This is a genomic window from Paenibacillus jamilae (assembly GCF_050482105.1).
GTDB classification, from domain to species: Bacteria; Bacillota; Bacilli; order Paenibacillales; family Paenibacillaceae; genus Paenibacillus; species Paenibacillus jamilae_B.
The window spans coordinates 148,395-169,067 of the sequence record NZ_JBCNHI010000033.1 but is presented as its reverse complement, the minus strand read 5'-3'; the positions used below and the strand labels follow the sequence as shown (position 1 = coordinate 169,067).

The following is a 20,673-nucleotide window of genomic DNA, read 5'->3' as shown; positions in this document are numbered from 1 at the left end:
CTCTCAGGGCGCGCCATTAACTTCATAAGCCGGTGTGGCGGAATTGGCAGACGCGCGCGACTCAAAATCGTGAGGGAAACCGTGGAGGTTCGAGTCCTCTCACCGGCATCTATTTCGGGATGTAGCTCAGCTTGGTAGAGCACCTGGTTTGGGACCAGGGGGTCGCATGTTCAAATCGTGTCATCCCGATTCAAAAGAAGGTCGCTGAAAGCAGCGGCTTTTTTGTTTATGTATTATCTTTGTATAAATCAGTATTCTTCAGGTCACACTAACACAAAAAGTGGGACGGAAGGGATTACTGTGAAGCGATTAAGTTGGAAAAAACAGATGAAACGGCGCTGGAAACAGTGGAGAAGAACAGTGTGGGCATGTACTATTTCTGGTGCGGCTTGTTTACTGGCTGGTTTGGGCATTCTGTTTTCGAATGATATGCAGGCTATGCTGTCACAACCGCTGGCTACTCCCGTTATGGCAGAGGTGGAGGAGGAGTCATCCAATTATGCTCCTACTGAAGATCGCTCCACGCAGATGCAGCTATTGCAAAGTATTCGTGCTTCCGGCATAAGCAGGAAGACCCGTTTGTTAACCACCTACGTATGTGGTACGGAGACCACCTCCTTGGGAACGTTAAGTTCGCAGCAACTGGAAAGTTTACTAAAGCAACATCCTGATTGGAAGGGACGGCTTAATACTAAAGGAGAGGTGTGGCTGGAGCGCAGGGTGGAAGATTTGTCCGAGTCATGCAAAGAGCGTGCATACATGGGATTGAGCCCTGATGGCCAGCTTACTTTGTTTGAAGGGCTGCCCAAAAAGGAAAAAGTAATTCGTACCTTTTTTCAATTGGATATAGGGTCCATGGAGACGGCCTTGCCGGAAGGGGTATATAAACAACTTCAGCAGGGAATCCGTGTACAGGATATAAATGAGTATAACAGTGTAATCTCTACTTTTAGTGACTTTGCAGTGGAGCGAACACAGAGGGTATTAAAGCAACATTATTGATATAAGTACAGAGACGTTAGGCATTGCCCATGAGGTGAGGCTTGTAGCGTCTCTTTTTATGTTTTCACTTGTGGTTAAACTTTTTCCTCTATTAGATACAAAGTTTTGTTATAATGAAAAGAACGACACATATGTTCGCTTTATATGGAATTTACTCATGTATAATAACGATAGTGCGGGCTGATGGTTAGTTACGCATGTTTGAGCGATAGGGGAGAGGTTTTTTTGCGTTTTTTAGGAATTGATCCCGGTATTGCCATTGTGGGCTTCGGGTTTGTAGACAAGATAGGCAGTAAGGTGGTTCCTGTGCAATATGGTTGTATCCAGACGGAGGCCCATACACCGGAAGAAGACAGGTTGCTTCATGTGTATGAAGGCATGTTGCAATTAATTGATAAGTACAAGCCAGATGCGGTTGCATTGGAGAAGCTCTTTTTTAATCGCAACGTTACAACAGCCATGTCCGTGAGTCAGGCACGTGGGGTGCTGGTATTGGCTGCCAAGCAACGTAATTTGCCTATAGGGGAATATACGCCGATGCAGGTAAAGCAGGCTATTGTAGGGTATGGCAAGGCGGAGAAGAAGCAGGTACAGGAGATGGTTAGAATGTTTCTAAAGCTCCAGGCTGTACCGAAACCGGATGATGTAGCGGATGCTTTGGCAGTGGCTATTTGTCATGCGCATTCCTATGGCCTAAATTCAAAATTAAATGAGGTATTGCGAAAATGATAGATTTCTTACGTGGTTCTGTAGCTCACTTGGAAAATGAATATGTTGTTTTGGATGTGCAAGGTGTAGGGTATCGGGTATTTTGTCCAAATCCTTATGCGTTCGCCAAAACGGAAGGACCGGTGGTGATTTACACTCACCATCATGTAAGGGAAGATGCTATTTTACTGTTTGGCTTTGCAACCCGTGAGGAACAGCAATTATTCCGTAAATTGATCGATGTATCTGGTATTGGACCGCGTGTGGCGCTTGGTATTTTGGGAGGCGGTACGCCTGCTCATGTGGTGACGGCAATTTATCAGGAGAATATCACATTTCTCACCAAATTACCGGGGATCGGTAAAAAGACGGCACAACGTATGATTCTAGATTTGAAAGACAAGCTGGACGGTATAGGGGCGTTGGGAATGGCTACCGGATTGTTTGCGGAGCCTGTTGTAGAAGAAGGTGAAGGTTCGCATTGGAGTGAGGCACGTGAGGCGCTTAAGGCGCTCGGTTACACGGATGCTGAGTTAGATAAGGTATGGAGCAAAATGAAAAAAGATGCGAAACCTGATGATTCAGCCGACATTTTGATGAAACGGGCTTTGCAACTGTTGTTTGCCGGATAGGACACTGATGTCCGTGGATAGGAATCTGGTAAAAAGGAGCGATGGAATATGGATGACCGGATTATTTCCGCCAATTTGATGATGGAAGACCAGACGGCGGAGCTAAGCCTTCGTCCCCGTTATCTAAATGAATATATCGGGCAAAATCAGGTTAAGGAAAATCTGAAAGTATATATTGAAGCAGCCAAGATGCGTAAAGAAGCATTGGATCATGTACTATTGTACGGACCGCCCGGATTGGGTAAAACCACGCTGGCCAACATTATCGCCAATGAGTTGGGAGTTAATTTGCGTACGACTTCAGGTCCTGCAATTGAAAGACCAGGAGACTTGGCAGCATTGCTGACCAACCTGCAAGAGGGGGATGTTTTGTTCATTGATGAAATTCATCGCCTTCATCGTACCGTGGAAGAAGTGATGTATCCGGCGATGGAAGATTTTGCGTTGGATATTATGATTGGCAAAGGTCCGAGTGCACGTTCGGTGCGTTTGGATTTGCCACCCTTTACTCTTATAGGTGCTACTACACGCGCTGGGTTGCTCTCTGCGCCATTGCGTGACCGTTTTGGTGTGATTAGTCGGTTAGAGTTTTATACGACAGACGAGCTGGCTTACATTGTGTCTAGGAATGCGGATATTATGGAAATTGAGATTGTTGGGGACGCAGCGGAGGAAATCGCATTGCGTTCACGGGGGACACCACGGATTGCCAACCGACTGTTAAAAAGAGTTCGTGATTTTGCCCAAGTTGCTGGAGATGGTATTATTCATTCAGAATTGGCTGCTGAGGCACTAAGGAGACTTCAAATAGATCCACGCGGACTGGATGAAATTGACCATAAAATGCTTAAGGCTATGATTCATTCATTCCGGGGCGGACCTGTAGGATTGGATACCATTGCTGCGACTATTGGTGAAGAGAGCCAGACGATTGAGGATGTGTACGAGCCTTATTTGTTGCAAATTGGTCTTCTGCAAAGAACACCTCGGGGGCGTACGGTGACTCCAGCGGCATATGCCCACCTTGGAATTCCCATGCCAACGGACCCGCGGTGAGCAGGACACCAGGGTGCATTTAAAATCATTGGCAAGTACGGCGATTAAGAAATGGAAAGACAGATGAATTGAGATGAGAGAGTGAGTAAGTCTGATTCGAGCGGGTTCACATTTTGGATTGTTCCGCCGATGTATTTAAAGGGATCGTCGCGGGTCGAGATTCCGATAAATCACGTATATAAGTGCTAGTCAGCTAGAATTGGGGGAGCCAAGAATGAGTGAGGAAACATTGAACCGAAAAAAAAATTTCGGAGCGTGGACAGGCCGTGTCAAACGAGCGGCACTGATTATGGTAATAGCTACAGCTTGTATGCCTTGGTCCACAGGGGCTCAGGCTGCTGCCCAAGAGGATATTCGTGTAGTGATCTTTGCGGATCTAGGTAGCAAATATAAGGCGACAGTCCCCGCTGTAACTTTGAAATCGTCAGGGAGCCTGAGTGTTGGGCAGAACAGTGGAGGCAGCTTTCAGGCCTGGGTGGGACTACCGGACAGTATGGCTCGTTTTAGTGTAGACAGCTATCGAGTGAAGGTGCTTGAAGGAAATGAAGCAGCTGCGATAAAAGCGGCTCAAGCCCTGCAAAAGACTAATGATAAACCTACCGTTTTTATCGGTTCTAAAAACGGTAGTTCTGTTTATCAAGTGTACGCGGGATTATATGCCAGTGAACAATCGGCACAGGCTGCTGTGCAGCGGATTTCCACAGCAACCGGAGCGCAGGCCGAAGTTAAGGGAAACAAACATTGGTCGACGGGAAGCTACGGAACCGAGCAGGAGGCTAATCTTGTTCGCACCACTATTGCTGCCGCAGGTTTTGATGCTTTTACTGTAATTCAATCAAGAGGGCAGTATGCTGTATGGGTTGGGGAAGAAAGCAATGATAACAAGCTGTCGGCCTTGAAAACAGAGCTGGAGAGCAAGCAGCCCAAACTCACACTTACCAAAGCTAATCAAACTGGTCTCATCATAAGACAGGAAGCAGGAGTAACGACAGGCTCGCAGGTGATGTCTCATTACATGTTAAGTGGGGCTGATAATAGTAAGGTAATTGTCAACGGCGGTAACAATGGAATCCAAGTGGTCGAAAGATCACAGCGTACATATCGCGGTGACATGGAGATTAGCATGACGCCAGGACAGCTGGCGCTTGTGAATGAAGTTCCTTTAGAGCAGTATTTGTATTCCGTAGTTGGAGCAGAGGTGTATTCTTCATGGCCAGCTGAAGCGCTCAAAGCTCAAGCAGTAGCTGCCCGCAGTTATGCGCTTGCCCAAGGCAATCGGTTTCAGATCGGCAATGTGGTAGATGGAACCCTAAGCCAGGCTTACAACGGTAAGAGCTCGGAACATGCGAATGTCAACGAGGCTGTAGATGCAACAGCTGGTGAAGTGATTAAGAGTGGCGGCAAAGTGGTCGAAGCTGTATTCTCCTCTAATGCGGGCGGTGTGACAGCAGATGCTTCCGAGGTATGGAATAGTGGTGGCGAAGCGTTTGCCAGCGTAGACAGCTCGGGAGATACTTCAGCACAAAAAGGAGCACAGGAGTGGTATCATGTACTTCTCTCCAGTGGCAAGACAGGTTATATTCGCGAGGATAACGCTAAGGAGCTGGAGGGAGTCACAGAAGCGGGATTAGACAAAATCACTGTCACTGCAGAAAACACAAATGTGCGTCCTATTCCCCAAATCCAATCAACTGTTACACCCATAGCAAAGGCGCAACCGGGCGAAGAGATGATTGTTTTGGAAAAGGTACCTCAATCCGGAGACTATGCATGGGTTAGGGGGCCCTTTACGGCAGCTCAAATTGCTAAATCCTTGCAAGGGAAAGTCACTGGCACGGTACCCTCCTCTATGAATCATCTTGATGTCACCAAACGAGGGCCGTCAGGGCGAGTGTTGGAGGTTGAAGCAGATGGAGCCCCTTTAAAAGTGAAATATCCGGATATGTATCGCTCAGCGATGGGGGGACTGCCAAGCACATTGTTTGATATTGCGAGTACTGGCAGTTATACTGTATTAGGCGCTGATGGAGCTACTTCTCATGTAAGCGGAACACAAGGCACCCAAATTTTGTCGGCATCTGGTACCAGTACTTCAAGTGGTAACGGTGTGGTCGTTATGAATGAAGATCACCATGCACGAGTCATCGACAAAACGCAAAGCTTTATTTTTACAGGTAAAGGGAATGGACATGGTTTGGGCTTATCACAATGGGGTGCCAACGGTTTGGCAGAGCAGGGGTATGATTACAAGAAAATTTTGCAACACTATTACAAAAATGTGGATATAGTTAAGGACTGACCTATATATGAACGTAAACGACTACGATTTTGAACTACCTGAGACATTAATTGCACAGACACCTTTGATTGAGCGGACTGCTTCTAGATTATTGACGTTAAATAAAAACAACGGTGAAGTGGGACATCATACATTTTCGGATATTGTGCAGTATCTTCAGCCAGGAGACACGCTGGTTCTGAATGATACCAGAGTAATTCCTGCACGCTTGTTTGGCATCAAGCAAGACACTGGCGCTAAGGCCGAGGTTTTGCTGCTTAAACAACTGGAGGGAGACCGATGGGAAGCGTTGGTGAAGCCTGGTAAAAAGCTGAAAAAGGGCGCTGTTATTGTTTTCGGCGATGAGCTGAAGGCAGTTATTGAGGAAGAAGGAGATATGGGGGGAAGGATACTATCATTCTCATATGATGGCATTTTTCAGGAAATCCTGGATCGCTTGGGGCAGATGCCACTTCCTCCGTATATCAAGGAACAGCTGGACGATCGTGAGCGTTATCAGACTGTCTATGCTCGGCACGAGGGCTCTGCTGCGGCTCCAACGGCAGGGTTACATTTTACAGAAGAATTACTTGACCAAATTAAAGAGAAGGGCGTTACTATTGCCTTTATCACACTTCATGTTGGTTTAGGGACGTTCAGACCGATGTCGGTGGATACAGTAGAAGAGCATGTTATGCATGAAGAATACTACACACTGTCACAGGAAACAGCAGATATACTCAATGCAACTAAGGCGCGCGGCGGGAGAGTCGTGGCCGTAGGAACAACCAGTTGCCGAACACTGGAGACGGTGGGCAATAACCTCGTAGATGGTGTACTGCATGCTAGCAGTGGCTGGACACAGATTTTTATTTATCCAGGCTATGAATTCCGTGTGGTGGATGCAATGATTACGAATTTCCATTTGCCTAAATCCACCTTGGTTATGCTGGTCAGCGCACTGGCTGGCAGAGAGAATATTATGCATGCTTACCAGGAGGCGATTGACCAAAAATATCGGTTCTTCAGCTTCGGTGACGCAATGTTTATTTATTAATTAAGGATGGTAGAGAAAATATGGCACCAGCAATAAGATACGAACATATTAAGACCTGCAAACAATCAGGAGCACGTCTTGGGCGTGTACACACACCTCACGGAGTGATTGAGACTCCAACCTTTATGCCCGTGGGAACTCAAGCTACTGTTAAAACGATGAGCCCTGAGGAACTGAAAGCAATGGATGCTCAAATTATTTTGAGTAATACGTACCATCTGTTTCTTCGTCCTGGTCATGATATTATCCGTGAAGCGGGCGGACTGCACAAATTTATGAATTGGGATCGTCCGATTTTAACGGACAGTGGCGGATTTCAAGTATTTTCCTTAAGTGAAATGCGTAAAATTTCAGAGGAAGGTGTTCATTTTCGCTCTCATTTAAATGGAGATAAGAAGTTTCTTTCTCCGGAAGTAGCGATGGAAGTCCAAAACTCGCTTGGCTCGGATATTATGATGGCCTTCGATGAATGTCCACCGTTTCCAGCTGAGTATGAATATGTGAAAAAGTCATTGGAGCGCACCAGCCGTTGGGCTGAGCGTTGTTTGGAGGCACATGCTCGTCCTCATGATCAAGGTTTGTTCGCCATTGTGCAAGGAGGCATGCATGAAGATCTGCGTAAGCAAAGTGCGGCAGATTTGACTTCCATGGATTTCCCGGGGTATGCTATTGGTGGACTGAGTGTAGGTGAACCCAAGCATTTGATGTATGAAGTGCTCGATTATACGGTTCCTCTGCTTCCTACCAACAAACCACGGTATCTGATGGGCGTAGGCTCGCCGGATGCTTTGATTGAAGGCTCCATTCGTGGTGTGGATATGTTCGATTGTGTACTTCCAACCCGAATTGCTCGCAACGGGACAACGATGACAAGTCAAGGACGTCTTGTCGTTCGGAATGCGAATTATGCAAGTGATTTTGGTCCGCTTGATCCTGTTTGTGATTGCTACACTTGTCGTAACTATTCACGTGCTTATTTGCGGCATTTAATTAAAGCGGATGAAACCTTCGGGCTCCGACTGACAACGTATCATAACTTGCATTTCTTAATACAATTGATGCGTAATGTCAGACAAGCGATTATGGATGACAGGCTGCTTGATTTCCGCGATGAATTTTTTGAGCAGTACGGTCTTCATGATAATGATAAAGGCTTCTAAGTTTTAGGGGAGAGTATATGAAAGGGGGATTTAATATGTTTCATTTTGCTACAGCTGCGGCTACACCTGGTGGAGCTGGCGGACTTTTTCAAATGATCTGGCCACTGGCTCTGATGTTTGTAATCTTCTATTTCTTGCTGATTCGTCCGAATCAGAAAAAGCAAAAGCAGCGTCAATCGATGCTTCAAGCTTTGAAAAAGGGAGATAAAGTGATTACAATCGGAGGTCTTCACGGTACAATTATGGAGATTACAGATGATGTAGTTGTTTTGCGTGTGAATGATGTAACGAAGCTGACCTTTGACCGTAGTGCAATTAGTAACGCGATTGCAAAAGACACTGCATCTGAGGAAGTTGTTTCTAAATCGTAACATGCGATTATTATGCAAAAACCGAGCCTTTGAGGAGGCTCGGTTTTTTTGTGTTGCATACGGGTTAACTTACTTGCTGAAGTTAATGCCAAACATCCCGCCACCTGCTCCTATGACAAACGCGATTCCTAAGTGCATCAGGTCTTTGCCATTCATGCCTGCATCCAGTGCCAAAAACCCGACTAGAAGAACAATTAGTCCATACAGAATGCCTGTAATTCCGCCTTGATACCAGCCTTTGTTCGTGGATCTTTTACCAGCGACAAAGCCGCCAGATAGCATGGCGAATGCGTGGACGATATACGTATACAACGATAGGTCCTGTTCTTGCATCTGTGTCATCCACAAGAGTATTGAAAGAATCAATGCGCCTAACAGCATCCACGCAAAAGCATAAAATAAGCCGGATAAAATAGGATGGGCCAGACGAAACGAACACCAGCGGCGAATGAGCTCCATGGATAATTCCTCCTGTACCAAGGTTTGAACTATTATCATTCTATGGCCAAGCCTCCCGGCTTAGTACCAAGTCGTAAGCAGTCTTTTTCATTATTTCAATAATTTAGCCTTTTATTTTTTGTATGAGCCAAGTGAAGAACGGTCAGAATACGTGTACAATGAACGACTAATATCTTGTCGCAAGTACAGGAGAGGAGGCGAACCTATTGAGTCACGATATTTTTGCTCATATTTTTCGTACGCTGCTCATGTATTTTATTGTATATCTGGTGATGCGCTTGATGGGTAAAAGGGAGATCGGAAAATTATCTGTATTTGATCTCGTCATATCCATTATGATTGCGGAAATTGCTGTATTCAGCCTGGAGGATATAAAACGGCCCCTTTATGAAGGGCTGATTCCTTTAGGAGTGCTGTTGATTTTGCAAATCGGGATTTCCTATTTCAGTCTGAAAAGTCGGCGTCTGCGCTTACTATTTGATGGTAGACCTAGTGTATTGTACTCCAATGGGCAACTCTACAAGGACGAAATGGCGAAGCAGCGTTATAACTTAGATGACTTGCTGTTACAACTTCGTGAACAAAATATAGAAAGCCTGGACGAGGTTGAATATGTCATTTTGGAAACAACAGGTAAGCTGACGGTGATTAGCAAGGATAATTATGATGAAGCTAAACACGAAAAAATAAAGCAGGAACAAAGCAAAAATGATTTGATAAGCAAGGGCCAGCAGGAAAATAAAGTTCACCCTTCTCCACAAATTGGTGGCAAGTTTAGATATGAGGGACTGCCGATTCCATTAATTATGGATGGTAAGGTGCTGGATCGAAACTTGGAACGGATGGATATGAACCGTTTTTGGCTAAAAAATCAGATTCAAGCGAAGGGGCACAAAGATTTTAAGGATGTTTTCTTATGCTCGGTTAACCATAGAGGTGATGTGTACATTACACCACCGACCTATGGAGAAACTTTGGATTAGCTTCCTTATGCTTTAAACCACCTTCTCAGTATTGGAATGCGTGTAAGGTTGTCCCAATCGATCATTTTGATCAAGGTCATCAGGAAAAGATATAGAATAACTCCCATGCCTGCGGCAAAAATAAACTGAAGCCACATTTGGTCGAAAATCAATAAATGTCTGTAGGTATATAATACCACTGCTGCCATAATGATCATGCCCATTCCGGTTTTCCAGAAGTCAAGTAAACGTACACGAAAGCGAAGCAGTCTGCTGACACTAAAGCCATGTAGGAGGGTGACGATAGCGCTGTTAATACAGATGGCGATGACAGCTCCATAAATACCATACTGAGGTTGGGAAGCAAGCCATACAATAAGCACAATTTTGATGATGGCTCCGATAAAGGTGTTCATTAAGGCACTTCCAGGACGGTCTAATGCCTGAAGTGCTGCCTGAAGCGGGGCCTGAATGTACATAAAAAGAGCAAAGGGAGCCATGAGTTTAAGCATACCTGCAATATCGCCATTATTGTAAAGCAGCAGACACAGCGGCTCTGCCAATACATACATAATAACGGCAAACGGGGCTCCTGCGACCAAAGCAAGTCGAAGCGATTGATGCAAGCGCTTGTGAATGGCAGTAATATGCCCATTCGCTGCTGCTTCGGATAACGAAGGCACGAGTGAAACAGCTAGCGAACTGGTAAGGGCTCCAGGTAGTAATAACACAGGAATAACCATGCCTTGCATAGCCCCATATTGTGCGGTCGCCACGCCAGTTGCAATGCCTGCTACAGCGAGGCTTCGCATGCATAAGATAGATTCGAGCAGATAAGATAAGGACCCAACAAGCCTCCCAGCAGTAACGGGGACGGAGATCGCCATAAGACGTGACAAAACGGATGAGTGCCCGATATGAACCTCTGAGGATACAGGTGCTTTCGGTTGAGAGGTGTGATCTCTTCGCTGATTCCAGGCGTATTGCCATAGCAGCACAACCATGCCGATGAATTCACCCGCCAAAGCACCAAGCATGGCACCTGCAGCAGCGTAGGCTACCCCATGAGGAAGTAACAAGTAGGCAAACCAAATGACGCAAAAAATGCGCATGACGGTTTCCGCAATGGAGGAACTGGCTGACGGGATCATATTTTGTTTTCCTTGAAAATAGCCCCTATAAGCAGAGGAAACAGCAACAATGACAATCATTGGGCTCATACTCACAAATGTATAATACACACGGCTGTCGGTTAGGAGATGGCTTGTGATCCAAGGTGCAAACACAAGACAGATTGCCATGGTAATTAGGCTGAGTGTAATGGTGAAACGCAAGCTTGTGTGCAAAATACGCCTCGACATTTCGGGTTGCCCTGCTGTTTCGGCTTCAGCTACCAGTTTGGCTACTGCAAGCGGGATGCCTCCGGTAATAAGAGTCACGAGTACGATAAAAAAAGGGTACCCCTGCTGGTACAAGCCGACTCCTTCGGGGCCGATGATACGCGGGAGTGCGATTCGGGGAATAAAACCCAGTAGCCGATTGATAATTCCCGCTGCCAATAAAATAATTGCTCCATGAATGAATGTCTGCTTTTTCAATCGCAACTCCCTCTTCCCCCAAATGTAATTCTGCGTCTATATGTTTCTTTAGAAGATATGCTGGACCTGTCCATGTTCATGACAAGCTTTTTAGCTTAAAAATAGGTGATCCTGACTACAAGCGATAGAGTGGTGAATTCTGCTATTGACGAGCGAAATGATTACATATATTGTTGATTTACGGCTATTTTCGACGAAAAGAAGGGTTTTCCAAGATCAGGACAGAATTGTTCTATAAAGCAGTCAACAACCCCGCTAATTGCTGATCTGCGGAACCGATAGTCGCTGGGAGGAGGAACGGCCATCGTGAGTATGGAAGAGCTGGATGAGCAGGATTGGGATGACGCAATAGAGTTGCTCTGTCAAAGTAAGGCAGACGAGCTGATTCTTGTAGGCTATGAACATGTCACCAGTAAGGACGTGTGGAATTGCGTCAGCCATAAATATGAAAAGGAGGGTATTCCTCCGCTGCACAAGCTCGTTAACGATATACTTTCCCTTAAAGCGACGAGCTTTATGAACTATTTGACGATGTCCGCATTACGGGGCTCCACTTTCGAATAGAAGGGGGTCTTTTTTTGCGTTCAAATTGACTGCTTTTTGAGGGGTAGCTATAATAGGAATATTGAGAATGAAAGGGGAACATGGGACGGAATGAAGAGAATTCTAAGTTTCATCGTGGTCGTGCTCATAACTACTGGTGTTATGGTCGGGACAAGCCCGGGCCTACTAAAAAGTTTAAAATTAGGCCTCGATTTAAAGGGAGGCTTTGAAATTTTATATGAAGCCCAGCCTTTGGAAGCCGGGCAGCGTGTAACCAGCCAGTCTTTGATACAAACGGCACAAAGTCTGGAGAGACGGATTAATGCGCTGGGTACGACTGAGCCGGAAGTAACAACGGAGGGCACCAATCGTATTCGCGTGCGGCTTGCCGGTGTCTCTAATGAGGCAGAAGTTCGCAACATGCTGAAAAAGCCTGCCGAGTTGACATTCCGCAGTGCAACGGCAGCAGATGCTAAAAAGCCAGGACAATACAGCAAAATTGAGCTTCGCGGTAATGATTTTGTGGAGAATGGTGCTGTTGTAGGCTATGATCAGCTGAATCAGCCTGAGATTAGTATCAAAGTAAAGGACAAAGCTAAATTTGCAGAAATCACAAAGCGACTTTTGAATAAAGAGTTGGCTATTTTCCTGGATGATGAATTGCTGTCTGCACCTACAGTACGTAGCGAATTGACGGATGGCAGTGCTTCGATTACAGGTAACTACACACGTGATGAAGCGAACAAGCTAGCAGATACGATAAACCTGGGTGCTCTTCCGCTTAAGCTAACGGAAAAATACTCTCAAAGTGTAGGGGCTACGCTGGGGCAGTTGTCACTGGATCAGACGATCCGTGCCGGTTTGATCGGTTCGGTCATCATTCTGATCTTTATGATTGCAATGTTCCGTGTACCGGGACTGATAGCTAGCTTCTGTCTCATCGTTCATACATGGCTAGTGCTTGCGATCTTTTATTTGGGCGGTTTCGTGCTCACACTTCCGGGTATCGCAGCCTTCGTGCTCGGGATCGGGATGGCAGTCGATGCCAATATCATTACGTATGAACGGATTAAAGAAGAAATCAAGTCAGGCAAAACGATTCGTTCTTCTGTCATCGCAGGCAGTAAGGCATCGTTCCGTACAGTTATGGATGCCAATATTACGACAATTATAGCGGCAGCCGTTATGTTTGGTCTGGGTACTGGCTCCGTTCGAGGATTTGCTCTCGTGCTCATCGTTGATATTGTCGTGAGTATTTTGACAAATATCTTCTTCTCGCGCTTCTTGCTCAATCTGCTGGTTAAAGCAGATGCTGTGAAGAAGGCCAAGTATTTTGGTGTGAAGGAGAGTGATATCAGTGCGCTTTAATTGGGACTATAAATATGTCAAGATGAGCAAGTGGTTCTATACATTCTCGATTATTATCACATTGCTTGGTATTTTGAGCTTATCGATATTCGGTTTGAATTACGGGGTTGATTTCCGTTCCGGTTCCAACGTGGATGTTAATTTGACTAAGACAGTTACACAAGAACAGATTCAAGCTTTGCTGAACAAGAACGGGATCGGCAAAGAGGTGGATTATACACCAGGTAAAGAGCGTTTCGGCATTCGTTTTTCACAGGTATTGACGGATCAGCAAGTGAATGAATTCAAAACCTCTTTTAACAAAGAGCTTGATCCAAAGGCATCATTTGAGGTCAATACGGTGGATACGGAAATGGCGCAAGAGCTGGAGCGAAATGCAATCTGGGCGATTTTGCTGGCCTCTGTGGCCATCGCAGTCTATATTTCGATCCGGTTTGAATGGCGTTTTGCGGTTGCAGCTATCGTTTCATTGTTGCATGATGCCTTCCTTGTCATCAGTATTTTCTCGATTTTCCGTCTTGAGGTAGATTTGACCTTTATTACGGCCATTCTGACAATTGTCGGTTTCTCCATCAATGACACGGTCGTTATTTTTGACCGTATTCGGGAAAACTTGCGATTCGCAAAGAAAAAATCCAGAGCCGACTTGGAACAAGTTGTCGATCACAGTATTGCACAGACGATGACGCGTTCACTCGCAACGGTGTTTACAGTGTTTATTGCCTCCGTCTGCCTATTTATTTTTGGCGGTGAGTCAATTCGGATGTTCTCGCTTGCGATGGTTATCGGTTTGCTGTTTGGTGCTTATTCTTCCATCTTCATTGCCAGCCCGCTGTGGGTAGCTTTGAAGGGAAAACAAAAGACGCCAACAGCTGGTGGTGCGGCCAAAACTGCAAAGTCTTAAGTTACGCAAATACTAGTAGTATAAATTAAAGAGAAAGCCGCGTCTGCTTGGGCGCGGTTTTCTAAGGTTTTAAGATTTACCTCGTGCTGAGGCTAATAGTGAAACAGCTAAATGTAAAAGGCTTTGTATTGAGAAATTAGGGTTATATTGGAATGAAGCTTTATCGGGAAAGGGTTAGTTCAGGATTGAGGAGGAAACGTTGTGAATAGCGAACGCAGCCGATCATTAGAAACTGCGGCGTTGAGCGGGATTGTAGGCAATCTCGCGCTGGCTGTTCTAAAGGGAACTGTTGGTTATGCGGCAAACAGCAAGGCGTTGTTGGGGGATGCACTGCACACGGCTGCGGATAGTGCTTCTCGTTTGCAGGAGCTTCTGTTTTCCAAGGGTGGTACAGATCACGGAATGCTGGCGCGGTTGCGGAACGGTGAAAAGGTTCGGACGGTCATATCTGTGGTACTGGCTATTTTAGTGCTGATGAGTGGGCTTCAGCTAGCTATTTCTGCTGTTCGCTCATTAAGCAGTTCGGAACCGCAGGCTCCTGGTCTGTACGCATTAATTACCGTATTTATTGCTTTGGTGTTGAGAGAAGCGTTATTTCAGTTTCAATATCGCTACTCGATTAAACATGGCCATAAAGCGGAAGCAGATTGGTACGCTAACCATGAACGGTATTCGCTGTATGCATCGCTGATCACATTGATTGGCATAATTGGTGCAATGACTGGCGAAGCAATGGAATGGCCTGCATTATTGTATCTTGATCCAACTGCAGCTTTGCTGGTAGCCTGTCTGGTGTTGCATAAAGGATATCTGATGGTGATGAATACCACTCATCAGGTTCCCGCACAGCCCTTGCAGGGGGAAGACTCCCAGCGCTTTATGGAGACGATTCAACGGGTATATGGTATTGTAACGGTTGAACACTTACATGCTCAGGAAACGGGCCATTTTATAACGGTGGATGTAACGATAAGCGTTAACCCGCGGATTACGGTACAGGAAGCACAGGAAATTGCCGATAGAGCTAAAAATTTACTGTTAGCCCGTTTTCCACAGGTGAATCATGTACAAATGCAGTTCATTTCTTACCAAGCCGGGTATCCTTATAAATCCAATCATGAACTGCCAGATAATGATGCGTCGTCCTTGCTTCAATAAGGCAGGACGACTATGAAAGAAAGGTGAATAGGATTGCTTCATTCGCAGTACAGATGGAAGACCCCGGAGGTTAACCTGAAGGCGGCTCAGCCGTTAACAGAAGAACTGGGGATTTCACCATTGTTGTCCCGGCTTCTAGTGAACCGGGGCGTCACTACGGCCGGGGAAGCAAACCGCTTTTTGTACGGAAGTATGGACGATGTACACGACCCATTTCTGCTTCTTGGCATGAAAGAGGCTGTGCCGAGAATTCGCCAGGCTTTGGAGCGAGGCGAGCATATACTAATCTATGGCGATTATGATGCGGACGGCGTATCCAGTACATCATTGATGATTCAGCTTATGCGTTTTCTGAAGGCATCTTATGATATTTACATTCCCCATCGTTCTAATGAGGGATATGGTCTGCACAATCATGCTCTGGATTGGGCACATCAGCAGGGAGTTACACTGGTCATTACGGTGGACACGGGAATTAGTGCTGTAGAGCAAATTGCTTATGCGACTTCCTTAGGGATCGATGTAATTGTGACGGATCATCATGAGCCGCCGGCTGTGCTTCCCGAGGCTTATACTTTGATCAATCCGAAGCTACCGGATTGTCCATATCCATTTAAAGGCCTTGCAGGTGTAGGTGTTGCCCTGAAGCTTGCTCAGGCGCTGTTGAGTGAAGTACCCGAGGAATGGTTTGAAATTGCCGCTATTGGTACAGTAGCTGATTTGATGCCACTACATGGTGAGAATCGGATGATAGTACGCAGAGGGATTCAATCGATGAGAAGCTCTGCATTTCCAGGGATCCGTTCGCTCCTTCATGTAGCGGGTGTGGAGATATCGACAGTGACTTCGGTCAACATCGCATTTGCATTGGCACCGCGGATTAATGCCAGCGGACGTTTGGATCATGCAGGACGAGCCGTTTCCCTGCTGACGACAGAAAAAGAGGAGGAAGCAGACCAGCTTGCGCATGCGCTGGATTTGCTCAATCGTGAGCGTCAACAAGTGGTCGAACGCATTGTGGAGCAAGCCGAGCAGCAGCTAGCATCCAAACTAAATGGAGGCAGGCTTCCATCTGTTATCGTTTTGGCTGGTGAAGGCTGGAATGTTGGTGTGGTCGGAATTGTGGCATCCAAACTGTTGGATCGCTATTATCGTCCGACTATTATTCTTGGCATAGATGCGGAGACAGGTATGTGCAAAGGTTCTGCTCGTTCTATTCCTGCATTGGATATTTACAGTGCTCTCACAGATTGCCATGAGCTTATGGAGCATTTTGGTGGACATCCTTCGGCTGCGGGGATGACGCTATCCCGTGACAATCTGGAATTATTCGAAGAACAGCTAAACCGCTATGCAGGCTCCATTTTCACACCAGAAGATTTTGTCCCTATAGCTGAGGCCGATATGGTCTGTCGTCTGGATGAGGTATCTTTACAAGTAGTTGAAGAACTGGAATTACTTCAGCCTTTTGGTATGGGAAACCCTTCTCCACGATTTGTATTACAGGGGCTTCAATTGCGTGAGGCTCGTAAAATGGGACGTGAGAAAAACCACGTGAAGCTACTGTTGGAGCAGAACGGTTTATCGCTGGACGCGATTGCTTTCCGGCGTGGCGATTTGGCTGATTTTTTACAGCAGCACACAGACATAGATCTGTTGGGTGAATTGTCAATTAACGAGTGGAACGGTAAACGCTCCCTCCAGCTGATGATGCAGGATATTCGTGTGCAGGCTCCGCAAATTTTTGATTATCGTGGAGTATCAGACCCTCTTGCTGAACTGGAGCGAGGGCTGAGGGTTTTCCATCCAAGTTTAGTGGAACGAAAGAATGATGTTGCGGTGTTGGTTCATCCGTCATCCCGACTTCGTCCATCGAGCTCCGTGGACGCTGAATCCTTATGGCTATATGATAAAGAGGGTAGCGTTACTCCCAGTGGTGGTCAAAAGGAAACACAGCATTCTGTGAAGTCACTGTTCGTACTGGAGCCGCCAGATACACCCGAGCAGTTTCATGCATTATGGTCTACCTTTGAGAATGTAGAGAATGTATTTCTCCTTCATTCAATCAGTGAGCGTGGCGGCCGGCTTATAAGCCCTGACAGGGAGCTGTTTAAGCGTATTTACATTGTGCTTTCCCGAATGGGAACACAACTGATTGATGAAAAAGCAATGCTGCCTGCTCTTAGCCGGCAGTGCTCTTGTTCAGTGCGCATGTTATCCAAAGTATTGGACATCTTCGAGGATCTTGAGTTTTTGACGCGTACAGATGGTCAATTTCGTTTTGTATCGAATCCGCCCAAACGAGATTTAACTGCCTCTCCACGTTATCAGGAATTGTATAATATGGCCGAGATGGAGCGTTATTTACTGGATGCGGATACCACCCAAATGACGAGCTGGATCATGTCGCTCATGAAGGGTGCGTCTTGAGATTTTGCTTCGCAGTTTTGTAAAATGTATATACTAATTAGAAGTTTACAGTAGGAGGAACTAAGTTGGACTACAAAGAATATATTCGGGTGATTTCCGATTTTCCACAACCAGGGATTAGCTTTAAGGACATTACGACCTTAATGAAAAATGGTGAACTGTACCGCAAGGCTATCAACGATATGAAGGAACTGGTATCTGATTTGAAAATTGATTTGATTGCAGGTCCAGAAGCACGTGGATTCGTTGTCGGGGCACCTCTGGCTTACGCGCTTGGTGTTGGTTTTATTCCCATTCGTAAGAGTGGCAAGCTGCCTGGAGAAACTATTGAGGAAGCATACGGTTTGGAATATGGTAAGGATACTTTGGCTATGCATAAGGATGCGATTGAGCCGGGACAAAATGTTCTGATTGCTGATGATCTACTTGCTACAGGTGGAACCATTGCTACATCCGTGAACCTGGTACGCCAACTTGGTGGCAATGTGGCAGGGGCTGCTTTCCTTATCGAGCTGTCTGATCTCAACGGACGGGCGAAGCTGCCTGACGTAGATGTATTTACCCTAATTAAGTATTAAGTGTTTAGAAACCGGGGTTTCCCGGGAAATATTTATACATGGATTGCCTAAATAGTCCGATGGAACATCTCTTTATCTAAAGAGTTGCTCCATCGGACTATTTTTTGATTGTAATTAAATTGGATTTTCTCATTGTAACAAATTACCACGGGTTTTATTGGGAAATAGTTATAAAAAAATAAAATAAATGTCGATAAAATTGTAAAAAGAAACAGAGGTGGATATACATTGGGTATATTTCAATTTAAGAGTTTACAAGCACGGACACTTTCTACCTTGGTTCCGTTAGTACTTATAACGCTAATTTTAATCAACTTTTTGTCTTATTTTTTTGCCAAACAGAAGCTGGATACGGAAATAAGCCAAAATGCTGCTCATTCCTTGTCGAGGGCTCAAGCAGATATTGCAGCTAACGTAGATCGTCATGCTTTGCTTGTTTCGATGCTGACTAAGAGTGCGGAACAACTGGGGGCAGGGATGAACATTGAAAGTTATGGACGTTTTTTTGAGCAAGAGCTGGCATTAAATGATATGTCATACGGGTTGGGCATTTATTTTGCTAAAGGTGCGTATGATCCGGGAGTGACTTACCGTTCAATATATGTGCATAGAGATGGTGAGATAGTCAAGCAATCGGCTGAATATGACGATTCGCAATATGACTATTTAACGCAGCCTTGGTATACAGAAGCCGTGGAACGTGGTAAAAATATAAATTTCACAGAGCCTTTTTACGATAGCAAGCTGAACATCAATATGATTACGGCAGGGAAAGCATTTTACGACAGGGAGGGGAAACTATTAGGTGTCATTACAGGCGACCTAAACATGACGAGTATCCAGACGTATATTGAAAAAATGAAGTTTGGTACTCAAGGTAGTGCGATCTTAGTGGATAAGAATGGAGCCATTCTGTCATCCGGTCTTCAGTCCTTAAAAGCAGGCGAGCCGTTAATAAACACGATGAATGCGGAAGCAGCACAATCTATTCAAAGTGGTATGTCTGGACAACTATCCGTACCCATTGATAATGAGGATTACCGGATAATGTACGAAACACTCCCACAAACCGGATGGAAAATCGGTGTATTACTGCCAGAATCGGATTTGAATCGCTCAGCGCATGAAATGCTTAAACTTCTGCTGATTGTTAGTGTTATAGGTATTTTAATAATTATAGGAGCGGTATTGATTAACAATTCAGGCATGATCAAAGAGATTGAAAAAATTAGGCAGATGACCAATCGTATGGCACTTGGTGATTATACCGTTGAATTACCACATCATCGTAAAGATGAGTTTGGCCAAATGGCTGATGGGATCAATAAAGTGATTGTTGCAACCAGAGGAATGGCATCACGCTTGAGCGAAGAGTCAGGTGTAATCTCAGGTGTATCTTTAAAAATATCTCAGGAGATTTCCGGGGCGACTAAAGATGCGCACCATAATGCAGGAGAACTGGCGCAGGTAAAGGAAGGGGCAGAGCTTCAGTTGGCCGCAGCAGCAGAAAGTGCGACTGCGATGGAAGAAATGGCTGTTGGCATTCAGCGTATTGCTGAATCTATACAGCATGTATCCGAGGCTACCACTGAGATTGAACATAAGGCACAACAAGGAAATGAACGGTTGAACGTAGTCAGCCAAGGAATGCATAAAGCGAAAATGTCTATGGATGAGGCAGGCAGGGTAGTAAGCTCGTTAAATGAGCGGTCCGCTCAAATTGGCAGCATTATTGGAATGATTCAGGATATTAGTGGGCAGACCAAATTGCTGTCGCTGAATGCTTCAATTGAAGCCGCACGTGCTGGGGAGCATGGACGAGGGTTCGCTGTAGTGGCTTCAGAAATCGGAAAGCTGGCCGTAAATGTAAGCGAGTCTGCGGAGCAAATTACAAGTCGAATCCGATCCATGCAGGAAGAAACCAAATTCGCTTTGGAAGGAATGCAGCAGGGGGTTCTGGAGATGGATGAAGGCGTATCTATTTTACGTGAGGTGGAAGAACGTTTTATTGCGATGAATCAAGATATTCAGCAGGTGGCGATAGAAGTGCAGGAGGTTTCATCTGCCTCTGAAGAAATGTCGGCAGGCTCAGAGGAAGTTGCAGCCTCCATTGGTTATCTTGCAGACATTGCGAAAGCTTCAGCTGAACGTACAGGCCAAGCCTCGGAACGATCCGAACGGCAGCTAAAGGACCTGAAAGGTCTGGATAGCTCTGCCAAGTCACTTACAGGTGTTTCTGATACCCTTAATCAGGTCGTATCCCGTTTTCGTGTGTGATATCTTTTTAAAAAAATAAAAAAGCCGTGTATAAAAAGACGCCGTTCCATGTAAGAAGGATACTTTCACGCTTGTTTACACAGCCTGAGCGTACTGATCCATGACTTACATGAAGCGTCGTTTAAGTTGAAA

The 20,673-nt window shown here is 45.6% G+C and carries 18 protein-coding genes and 2 tRNA genes; 18 read left to right on the top strand and 2 right to left on the bottom strand.

Annotated features, from left to right (window positions below; translation table 11 throughout):
* Window positions 1-28: 28 nt before the first annotated feature.
* The 10 genes from ABEW32_RS25240 (at window position 29) to yajC (ending at window position 8,264) form a co-directional block, all read left to right on the top strand.
* A tRNA-Leu gene (locus ABEW32_RS25240) sits at window positions 29-108 on the top strand.
* A 7-nt stretch (window positions 109-115) separates the two neighbouring features.
* A tRNA-Pro gene (locus ABEW32_RS25235) sits at window positions 116-189 on the top strand.
* A gap of 111 nt (window positions 190-300) precedes the next feature.
* Entirely contained in the window at window positions 301-1,002 is a 702-nt protein-coding gene (locus ABEW32_RS25230; protein WP_430192892.1) for a BofC C-terminal domain-containing protein, read from the top strand.
* Window positions 1,003-1,227: 225 nt separating this feature from the next.
* Entirely contained in the window at window positions 1,228-1,731 is a 504-nt protein-coding gene (gene ruvC / locus ABEW32_RS25225) for a crossover junction endodeoxyribonuclease RuvC (RefSeq protein WP_025675038.1), read from the top strand.
* On the top strand, window positions 1,728-2,342 hold the full coding sequence (ruvA, locus tag ABEW32_RS25220; RefSeq protein ID WP_430192890.1) for a Holliday junction branch migration protein RuvA: 615 nt from the start codon (window positions 1,728-1,730) through the stop codon (window positions 2,340-2,342). Before ruvC ends, ruvA begins: the two co-directional genes overlap by 4 nt.
* Before the next feature lie 48 nt (window positions 2,343-2,390).
* Entirely contained in the window at window positions 2,391-3,398 is a 1,008-nt protein-coding gene (ruvB, locus tag ABEW32_RS25215) for a Holliday junction branch migration DNA helicase RuvB (RefSeq protein WP_430192888.1), read from the top strand.
* A 214-nt stretch (window positions 3,399-3,612) separates the two neighbouring features.
* Window positions 3,613-5,697: a SpoIID/LytB domain-containing protein gene (locus ABEW32_RS25210; RefSeq protein WP_430192886.1), complete on the top strand. Its 2,085-nt coding sequence runs from the start codon at window positions 3,613-3,615 to the stop codon at window positions 5,695-5,697.
* Between the two features lie 7 nt (window positions 5,698-5,704).
* Window positions 5,705-6,733 (top strand): tRNA preQ1(34) S-adenosylmethionine ribosyltransferase-isomerase QueA, encoded by a 1,029-nt coding sequence (gene queA / locus ABEW32_RS25205; RefSeq protein ID WP_430192884.1) that lies wholly within the window; start codon window positions 5,705-5,707, stop codon window positions 6,731-6,733.
* Window positions 6,734-6,753: 20 nt separating this feature from the next.
* The gene (gene tgt, locus ABEW32_RS25200; protein ID WP_430192882.1) at window positions 6,754-7,893 is read left to right on the top strand and encodes a tRNA guanosine(34) transglycosylase Tgt; all 1,140 of its coding nucleotides are present in this window, start codon (window positions 6,754-6,756) and stop codon (window positions 7,891-7,893) included.
* 35 nt (window positions 7,894-7,928) lie between these two features.
* Window positions 7,929-8,264 carry a preprotein translocase subunit YajC gene (gene yajC, locus ABEW32_RS25195; RefSeq protein ID WP_430192880.1) on the top strand — a complete coding sequence of 112 codons (336 nt, stop codon included), beginning with the start codon at window positions 7,929-7,931 and terminating at the stop codon, window positions 8,262-8,264.
* A gap of 69 nt (window positions 8,265-8,333) precedes the next feature.
* Here yajC and ABEW32_RS25190 read toward each other — a convergent pair whose 3' ends face one another.
* On the bottom strand, window positions 8,334-8,723 hold the full coding sequence (locus ABEW32_RS25190; protein ID WP_430192908.1) for a TIGR04086 family membrane protein: 390 nt from the start codon (window positions 8,721-8,723) through the stop codon (window positions 8,334-8,336).
* Between the two features lie 206 nt (window positions 8,724-8,929).
* Between ABEW32_RS25190 and ABEW32_RS25185 the strand changes: the two genes are divergently transcribed.
* Complete coding sequence (locus ABEW32_RS25185; protein ID WP_430192878.1) at window positions 8,930-9,706, top strand: YetF domain-containing protein; 777 nt, start codon at window positions 8,930-8,932, stop codon at window positions 9,704-9,706.
* A 5-nt stretch (window positions 9,707-9,711) separates the two neighbouring features.
* Here ABEW32_RS25185 and spoVB read toward each other — a convergent pair whose 3' ends face one another.
* The gene (gene spoVB / locus ABEW32_RS25180) at window positions 9,712-11,283 is read right to left on the bottom strand and encodes a stage V sporulation protein B (protein WP_430192876.1); all 1,572 of its coding nucleotides are present in this window, start codon (window positions 11,281-11,283) and stop codon (window positions 9,712-9,714) included.
* Window positions 11,284-11,589: 306 nt separating this feature from the next.
* Here spoVB and ABEW32_RS25175 point away from each other — a divergent pair, with 306 nt between their 5' ends.
* From ABEW32_RS25175 to ABEW32_RS25145, 7 genes are all read left to right on the top strand, one after another.
* Window positions 11,590-11,847 (top strand): post-transcriptional regulator, encoded by a 258-nt coding sequence (locus tag ABEW32_RS25175; RefSeq protein ID WP_430192874.1) that lies wholly within the window; start codon window positions 11,590-11,592, stop codon window positions 11,845-11,847.
* Window positions 11,848-11,937: 90 nt separating this feature from the next.
* Window positions 11,938-13,194 (top strand): protein translocase subunit SecD, encoded by a 1,257-nt coding sequence (gene secD / locus ABEW32_RS25170; RefSeq protein ID WP_430192872.1) that lies wholly within the window; start codon window positions 11,938-11,940, stop codon window positions 13,192-13,194.
* Window positions 13,184-14,098, top strand: a complete 915-nt coding sequence (secF, locus tag ABEW32_RS25165) for a protein translocase subunit SecF (protein WP_430192870.1) — start codon at window positions 13,184-13,186, stop codon at window positions 14,096-14,098. The genes secD and secF overlap by 11 nt, the downstream gene beginning before the upstream one ends.
* A gap of 201 nt (window positions 14,099-14,299) precedes the next feature.
* Window positions 14,300-15,256 carry a cation diffusion facilitator family transporter gene (locus ABEW32_RS25160; protein ID WP_430192868.1) on the top strand — a complete coding sequence of 319 codons (957 nt, stop codon included), beginning with the start codon at window positions 14,300-14,302 and terminating at the stop codon, window positions 15,254-15,256.
* Window positions 15,257-15,289: 33 nt separating this feature from the next.
* Window positions 15,290-17,686, top strand: a complete 2,397-nt coding sequence (recJ, locus tag ABEW32_RS25155) for a single-stranded-DNA-specific exonuclease RecJ (RefSeq protein WP_430192866.1) — start codon at window positions 15,290-15,292, stop codon at window positions 17,684-17,686.
* Window positions 17,687-17,751: 65 nt separating this feature from the next.
* A complete protein-coding gene (locus ABEW32_RS25150) occupies window positions 17,752-18,264 on the top strand; it encodes an adenine phosphoribosyltransferase (protein WP_013372637.1) in 513 nt (170 codons plus the stop codon).
* 228 nt (window positions 18,265-18,492) lie between these two features.
* Complete coding sequence (locus tag ABEW32_RS25145; RefSeq protein WP_430192864.1) at window positions 18,493-20,541, top strand: methyl-accepting chemotaxis protein; 2,049 nt, start codon at window positions 18,493-18,495, stop codon at window positions 20,539-20,541.
* The last annotated feature ends 132 nt before the right edge of the window (window positions 20,542-20,673 follow it).